Source organism: Amycolatopsis sp. NPDC006125 (assembly GCF_040614195.1).
Classification (GTDB): domain Bacteria; phylum Actinomycetota; class Actinomycetes; order Mycobacteriales; family Pseudonocardiaceae; genus Amycolatopsis_E; species Amycolatopsis_E tucumanensis.
On the sequence record NZ_JBEXTZ010000192.1, the window covers coordinates 1 to 6,253 of the forward strand.

Consider the following 6,253-nt stretch of genomic DNA (forward strand, 5'->3'; position numbering starts at 1 on the left):
CCCGCGACCGGGCCGCGCCCGCCCAGATCCGCCGCCGTCCGCCGCCACCGCCGCCGAGGCGCTCGTCGCGCCGGGGCGCGAAGGTCGCCGTGGGGCTGGTGTCCCTGCTGGTCATGAGCCTCACCGGCTACGCGTGGGCGGCGATGCAGGGCCTGGTCAACGGCCTCACCACCACGGACGTGATCGACGCGAACCAGCCCGCCGACGGGGCCCGCGACATCCTCCTGGTCGGCATGGACAGCCGCACCGACGCGCAGGGCAACCCGCTGCCGGCGGACCTCCTCGCCCAGCTCCGCGCCGGTGTCGCGGACGGCGAGGAGAACACCGACACGCTGATCATGGTCCACATCCCCAACGACGGCAGCAAGGCCGTCGCGGTCTCGCTGCCCCGCGACTCCTACGTCAACATCCCCGGCTTCGGCAAGCACAAGATCAACTCCGCGTACGCCCGCGCGAAGGCCGCGGAGCGCCGGAAACTGCAGGAAGAGGGCGAGACCGACGCCAAGTCCATCGAGGTGCAGTCCAACCAGGCCGGGGCCAAGACCCTCATCCAGACCGTCGAGCAGCTGACCGGCTCGACGATCGACAACTACGCCTCGGTCAACCTGCTCGGCTTCTCCGAGATCACCAAGGCCATCGGCGGCGTGGACGTGTGCCTAAAGGAGAACGTCAACGACCCGTACTCGGGCGCGAAGTTCACCAAGGGGCAGCACACGATCTCCGGTGTCGAGGCGCTCGAGTTCGTCCGGCAGCGGCACGGTCTTCCGCGCGGCGACCTCGACCGGGTCGTGCGTCAGCAGGTGTTCATGGCCGGGATGGCGCGCAAGGTGCTGTCGGCAGGCACCCTCGCCGATCCGGGCAAGCTGAACAGCCTCACCGACGCGGTCAAGAAGTCCGTGGTGCTCAACCAGGGCTGGGACATCCTCGGGTTCGCCCAGCAGATGAAGGGTCTCACCGGCGGGCAGCTGGAGTTCCGCACCATCCCGGTGGTCAACATGGACTACAGCACCCCGGATGACGGGCAGGCCATCCAGGTCGACCCGAACCAGATCCGGGAGTTCGTCCGGGGCCTGACCGCCCCGGCCCAGTCCGCACAGCCCGCCGAGACCGGTCCGGCCAAGTCGGCGACCACTGTGGACGTCCGAAACGGAACCGGCCGCGAGGGGCTCGCGTCCACGGTCCTGCAGAGCCTCACCGGCAAGGGCTTCACCGGCGGCCAGACCTCGAACACCACCTCGCGCAAGTCGACCGTGGTCCGCTACCCGGCAGGCGGCCAGGAGGCGGCCCAGCAGGTCGCCGACGCACTCGGCTCGGGCGCGACGATCGAGCAGGACCCGACCGTGACCAAGGGGCATGTCGTCGTGCTCGTCGGCAGCGACTACTCGACGTCCCCGTCGCGCGTGGTCCAGCAGGCGGCCGCCGCACCGCCCGCGAGCACCCAGGCCCCTGCGCCGGGCAGCGACGAGCCGATCACCGCCAACGGCATCACCTGCGTCAACTGACCACACCGTCCAGCCCACCCCGGGTTAGCCCGATCGGCCTAATAACGCCGGTCAAATGAAACGGACTGGGCAAAGTCGCGTAAGGAACCCGCACTCAGCGACTTACATACCCGTGAACACCGCTGGAGTTCGACCGGACGTGCCAGAGCAGGGGTGCGGCGCGACGCAAGGTCAGGGCAGGGGACGGGGAGTGCGCATCGACAATGACCTCTACCAGCGAATCCTGGGGGAGGAACTCCGCAAGCTGCGCCGGCGACGAGGCTGGACGCGCAAGGAGCTGAATCAGCACCTGCAGAGCGACATCTCGCTGCAGACGCTGGCGACCTACGAACTGGGCACGCGCCAGTGCTCGGTGGTGCGGCTCGTCGAGCTGTGCCTCGCAATGGACGAGCTGCCGCAGGACCTGCTGGCCCGCGTGCACCGGCGCGTCTTCGCCGACGAGCCGGGCAAGGTGCGGCTGGACCTGACCCGGATCGTCGCCGACGAGCGGACCGAGCTGCTGCCGCTGCGGCGGTGGGCGGAGGGCAGACTGCGCCAGCCCGGCGCGGCGCGCGAGGTGCGCCTGGACCGGGCGGCCATGTCGTGGATGGCCCAGCTGTGCAACCTCACTGTGCCCGAACTGCTGGACCGCCTACGCGCAATCTCCGGCGTAGAAGACGACTGACGTTCCTGCCGGAGCGCACCGTCACGCGGATCGCACTCCGGCAGGACAAAACTCCGCCAACCCGGCGCCGCGACGTGCGCGTCAACCGGGCGACCACGGCGTGGATGCGCAGCTGTGCAACCTCACCGCCAACGCACCGCCGAACCGCCTACCCGCAATCTCCGACATGGAAGACGACTGACGTCCCGGCCGGAGCGCGACCCCACGCGGATTGCACTCCGGCAGGACAAAACTCCGCCAGGTCAGCGCGCCGCACGAGGTACACCTGGACCGGGCAGCCATGTCGCGGATGGCAACGTCATCGTCCCCGAACTGCTGGACCGCCTGCACGATCTCCGACGTTGAGGACGACTGACACTCCCGCCCGGAGCGCGACCCCAACCGGGCCGCACTCCGGCAAAACAACCTCTGCCAGCCCGGCATCGCGTGAGGTGAACCTCGACCGCGGCCATGGCGTGGGCGGCCCAGCCGTCAACCTCACCGCCCTCCGCCCGCACCGCTGAACCGCCTACGCGCGATCTCCGACGCGGAAGACGACTGACACTCCCGGCCGGAGCACGACCCCAACCGGGCCGCACTCCGGCAGGACAAAGCCAACACGGCACCGTGCGAGATGTGCCTCCAACGGGCGGCCAATGTCGTGCATGACCCAGCTGCGCAACCTCACCGCGGGACCGCCTGCGCGCAATCTCCGGCGCGCCGCCAATCCGGAGCCCGACCCCGACCGGGCCGCACTCCGGCAAGGCGTCACGAGTCAGTCGCGGCCGACCAGCTCGAAGTCGGACGGCCGCAGCTTTCGCGTGTTCAGCCAGTACCGCCAGGTGAAGCCGGGCCAGATCGTCCGGTTCACGCCCTTCGCGTCGAGGTACCAGCTCTTGCAGCCGCCCTGCGTCCACACGCCCTTGGCCAGCTTGTGCTGGATCTCGGCGTTGAACCGCTCCTGCACCTCGGCCCGCGGCTCCAGCGCACCGGCGCCGGTCTGCTCCACCAGCCGGATCGCCTCGGCGACGTAGCGGATCTGCGACTCGATCATGAACACGACCGAGTTGTGCCCCAGCCCGGTGTTCGGCCCGAGCAGGAAGAACATGTTCGGGAACCCGTTGACCGTGATGCCGAGGTGGGTCCGCATCCCCTCGGTCGCCCACTCCTTGTTGAGCTTGCGGCCCTCCACCCCGATGATGTCCAGGTTGTCGAACGCGTCGGTGACGTGGAAGCCGGTGCCGAAGATGATCGCGTCGACCTCGCGCTCGACACCCGCCGTGTCGATCACGCCGGTCTCGGTGACCTCGGCGACGCCGTTCGTGATCACGTCCACGTTGTCCCGGTTCAGCGCCGGGTAGTAGTCGTTGGAGATCAGCACGCGCTTGCAGCCCATCACGTAGTCCGGCGTCAGCTTCGCGCGCAGCGCCGGGTCGTCGATGTGCTTGTCGATGTTGGACTTCGCGAGCTTCTGCGCGACCTTCATCAGGCCCTGGTGGCCGTTGAAGCCGATCGCGCGGGCCTCCAGCATCCAGTACAGGAGGTTGCGGTAGGCGCGCTGCGTGCCGGGGACCTTCGCGAACACCGACTTGGCCCACTCCGGCATCGCGTGGTCCGGCTTCGGCATCACCCACGCCGGCGTGCGCTGGAAGACGTGCAACTGCTCGACCTCGGGCGCGATGGCCGGGATGAACTGGATCGCGCTGGCGCCGGTGCCCACGACCGCGACGCGCTTGCCGCGCAGGTCGTAGTCGTGGTCCCACTGCGCCGAGTGGAAGGTCTTGCCCTGGAACCGCTCGATGCCCTTGAGGTCCGGGATCTGCGGCAGGTGCAGCGCGCCGACGCCGTTGACCAGGAACCGGCCGCTGAACGTGTCGCCGTTCTTGGTGGTGACGTGCCAGCGGTGCTCGTCCGGGTCCCAGCGGGCGCCGGTCATCTCCTGGCCGAACCGGGTGCGCTCGTACAGGTCGTACTTGCGCGCGACACCGCGCAGGTAGTCCCAGATCTCCGGCTGTGGCGAGAACGAGCGGCTCCAGTTCGGGTTCTGCTCGAAGGAGAACGAGTACATGTGCGACTGGATGTCGCAGGCGCAGCCCGGGTAGGTGTTGTCGCGCCAGGTGCCGCCGACGTCGTCCGCCTTCTCCAGGATGACGAAGTCCTCGCGGCCCTCCTTGCGCAGCTGGATCGCCATGCCCAGGCCGGAGAACCCGGTGCCGACGATGATCACGCCCGTTCGCGTGTGCTCTGCCATGTACCTTCCTCCACACTGAGCATTAGGTGTTACCGCGAGTCCATCTTACTCGGAGTAGGTTACCTCCGGTAGAGTCAGTTTCATGACCGGGCCGACCCGTCGCAAACGCATGCCCCGAGCCCAGCGCGAGCAGCAGATGCTCGAGGTCGCGGAAGCGGTGTTCGCCGAGCGCGGGTTCGCCGCGGCGTCGATGGACGAGATCGCCGAGCGGGTGGGCGTGTCCAAGCCGATGCTCTACGAGTACTTCAACTCGAAGGAAGGCCTGCTGCTGGCGTGCGTCGCGCAGGCCAGGGCCGAGCTGCGCGAGGTGACCGAGCGTGCGGTGGCCGGCCAGACGGACGCGCGCGAGGCGCTGCGCAGCGGGTTGCGGGCGTTCTTCGTGTTCGCGCGCGAGCGGCGGCAGGGCTGGTCGCTGCTGCGCCACGAGCTCGCCCTGATCGGCACGTCGGCCTCGGACGCGCTGGAGGACACCCGGCGCCAGCAGACGGACCTGATCGCGAAGCTGATGGCGCAGTACTTCGACGCCGGCGAGGCGGGACACCTCCTGCTGGAGGCGACGGCCGAGCTCGTCGTCGGGGCGTGCGAGCGGCTCGCCATCTGGTGCGAGCAGCACGACGAGGTGACACCCGATCTGGCTACCGACCTCGCGATGGAGGTCCTGTGGGCGGGACTTGGTCTTCGCGCTCAGTGATCACGCGTATCCGCAGGTGGTTGCTCCATCCGGTCGTCACGCATCGCACAGTTTCGCCCAGAACTTGTCACGCAGAGTTCTGTTGATGTATCGATAGAAGCTGACAGAGCGTTAAGCAAATGGCGGCAGAAGCACGCCCGATCGGATGAACGCGATCGGCGTCATGAAGAGGCTTCGGATTGCTCCCTCAAAGTGGAGTTGCAGCCGAGAGCGGCAGGGGTGTGAGACTCATGGCGGTACCGATCACGGCGATCTACGTGCCGGAGGACGACGACTGGGCGGTCACCGTGACCGGCCATGGCAGGAGCCTGACCGCGCGGGCGCCGGGCATCATCGCGGCGCGGGACCGGGTCGACCAGTTCGTCGAGGAGCTGGGCGCGGAGGCGAAGGGGGCCACCGTCGTCCACCTGCTGAACGGCAGCGCGCTGGAGTTCACGGCCGCGTACATGACCGCGCGGCTGACGCGGCCCGAGCCGGCGCCGATCGAGGTTCCGGAGCCAGCCGCGCCCGCGGAGGCGTCGACGGCGGAGGAGGCACCGGCTGATGTACCAGAGCAGCCGGCGTCCAAGCCGGAGAAGAAGCCGAAGGCGAAGCTGACGGCGGACATCGGGGACGCGCTGACGGCCGCGAAGCCGGCGGCGCCGCAGCCGGCGGCCACCTCGTCGATCAAGGTGACCGCGGCCGCGAGCACGCCGGCCGCGCGGGCCTGAGCCCTCAGCGGAAGAGCTTGCGCACCAGCAGTGCGGCGACGAGCACGCCGACCCCGATCAGCGGGAACTTGACTTTGGGGTCGTCGAACTTCGTGCGCAGGGTCGTCTTGGCGTTGTCGGCCAGCCGCTTGGGGCTGGCCTTCTCGCCCAGCTGATCCAACGTCGACGCAAGCGCTTCGCGGGCCTTCACGATCTCCCGCTCGATGGTGTCCGGGTCGCGAGCCACAGGTCCTCCTCACCTTCGCAGGGCACAACCGTAGATCACGGCCCGCGACGGGCGGCACCGGCCACGCCGTACGAGGCCCGGGCGCTAGGCTGGTGGCGTCGGGGCCCGTAGCCCAATTGGCAGAGGCACATGGTTTAGGTCCATGCCAGTGAGAGTTCGAGTCTCTCCGGGCCCACAACAAGCCCCTGACCAGCAGGTTCAGATCTCGCCGCGGGCGATCTTTCGACCCC

The 6,253-nt window shown here is 68.8% G+C and carries 6 protein-coding genes and 1 tRNA gene; 5 read left to right on the forward strand and 2 right to left on the reverse strand.

Annotated features, from left to right (window positions below):
* Together ABZ193_RS42940 and ABZ193_RS42945 are read left to right on the forward strand one after the other, a co-directional pair.
* A partial coding sequence (locus ABZ193_RS42940; protein ID WP_354714570.1) for an LCP family protein occupies positions 1-1,502 on the forward strand: 1,502 nt, incomplete at its 5' end.
* Positions 1,503-1,692: 190 nt separating this feature from the next.
* A complete protein-coding gene (locus ABZ193_RS42945) occupies positions 1,693-2,166 on the forward strand; it encodes a helix-turn-helix domain-containing protein (RefSeq protein ID WP_020421524.1) in 474 nt (157 codons plus the stop codon).
* A 754-nt stretch (positions 2,167-2,920) separates the two neighbouring features.
* On the opposite strand, the gene ABZ193_RS42950 is transcribed toward ABZ193_RS42945, so the two are convergent.
* Complete coding sequence (locus tag ABZ193_RS42950) at positions 2,921-4,396, reverse strand: NAD(P)/FAD-dependent oxidoreductase (protein WP_354714572.1); 1,476 nt, start codon at positions 4,394-4,396, stop codon at positions 2,921-2,923.
* Positions 4,397-4,532: 136 nt separating this feature from the next.
* On the opposite strand from ABZ193_RS42950, the gene ABZ193_RS42955 reads away from it, so the two are divergent.
* Both ABZ193_RS42955 and ABZ193_RS42960 read left to right on the forward strand, forming a co-directional pair.
* Positions 4,533-5,087, forward strand: a complete 555-nt coding sequence (locus ABZ193_RS42955) for a TetR family transcriptional regulator (RefSeq protein WP_020421526.1) — start codon at positions 4,533-4,535, stop codon at positions 5,085-5,087.
* A 230-nt stretch (positions 5,088-5,317) separates the two neighbouring features.
* The gene (locus ABZ193_RS42960; RefSeq protein WP_020421527.1) at positions 5,318-5,797 is read left to right on the forward strand and encodes a hypothetical protein; all 480 of its coding nucleotides are present in this window, start codon (positions 5,318-5,320) and stop codon (positions 5,795-5,797) included.
* A gap of 4 nt (positions 5,798-5,801) precedes the next feature.
* Here ABZ193_RS42960 and ABZ193_RS42965 read toward each other — a convergent pair whose 3' ends face one another.
* Positions 5,802-6,023: a DUF3618 domain-containing protein gene (locus tag ABZ193_RS42965; RefSeq protein ID WP_017984592.1), complete on the reverse strand. Its 222-nt coding sequence runs from the start codon at positions 6,021-6,023 to the stop codon at positions 5,802-5,804.
* 101 nt (positions 6,024-6,124) lie between these two features.
* Here ABZ193_RS42965 and ABZ193_RS42970 point away from each other — a divergent pair.
* Positions 6,125-6,198 (forward strand) — tRNA-Leu (locus ABZ193_RS42970).
* Positions 6,199-6,253 lie beyond the last annotated feature (55 nt).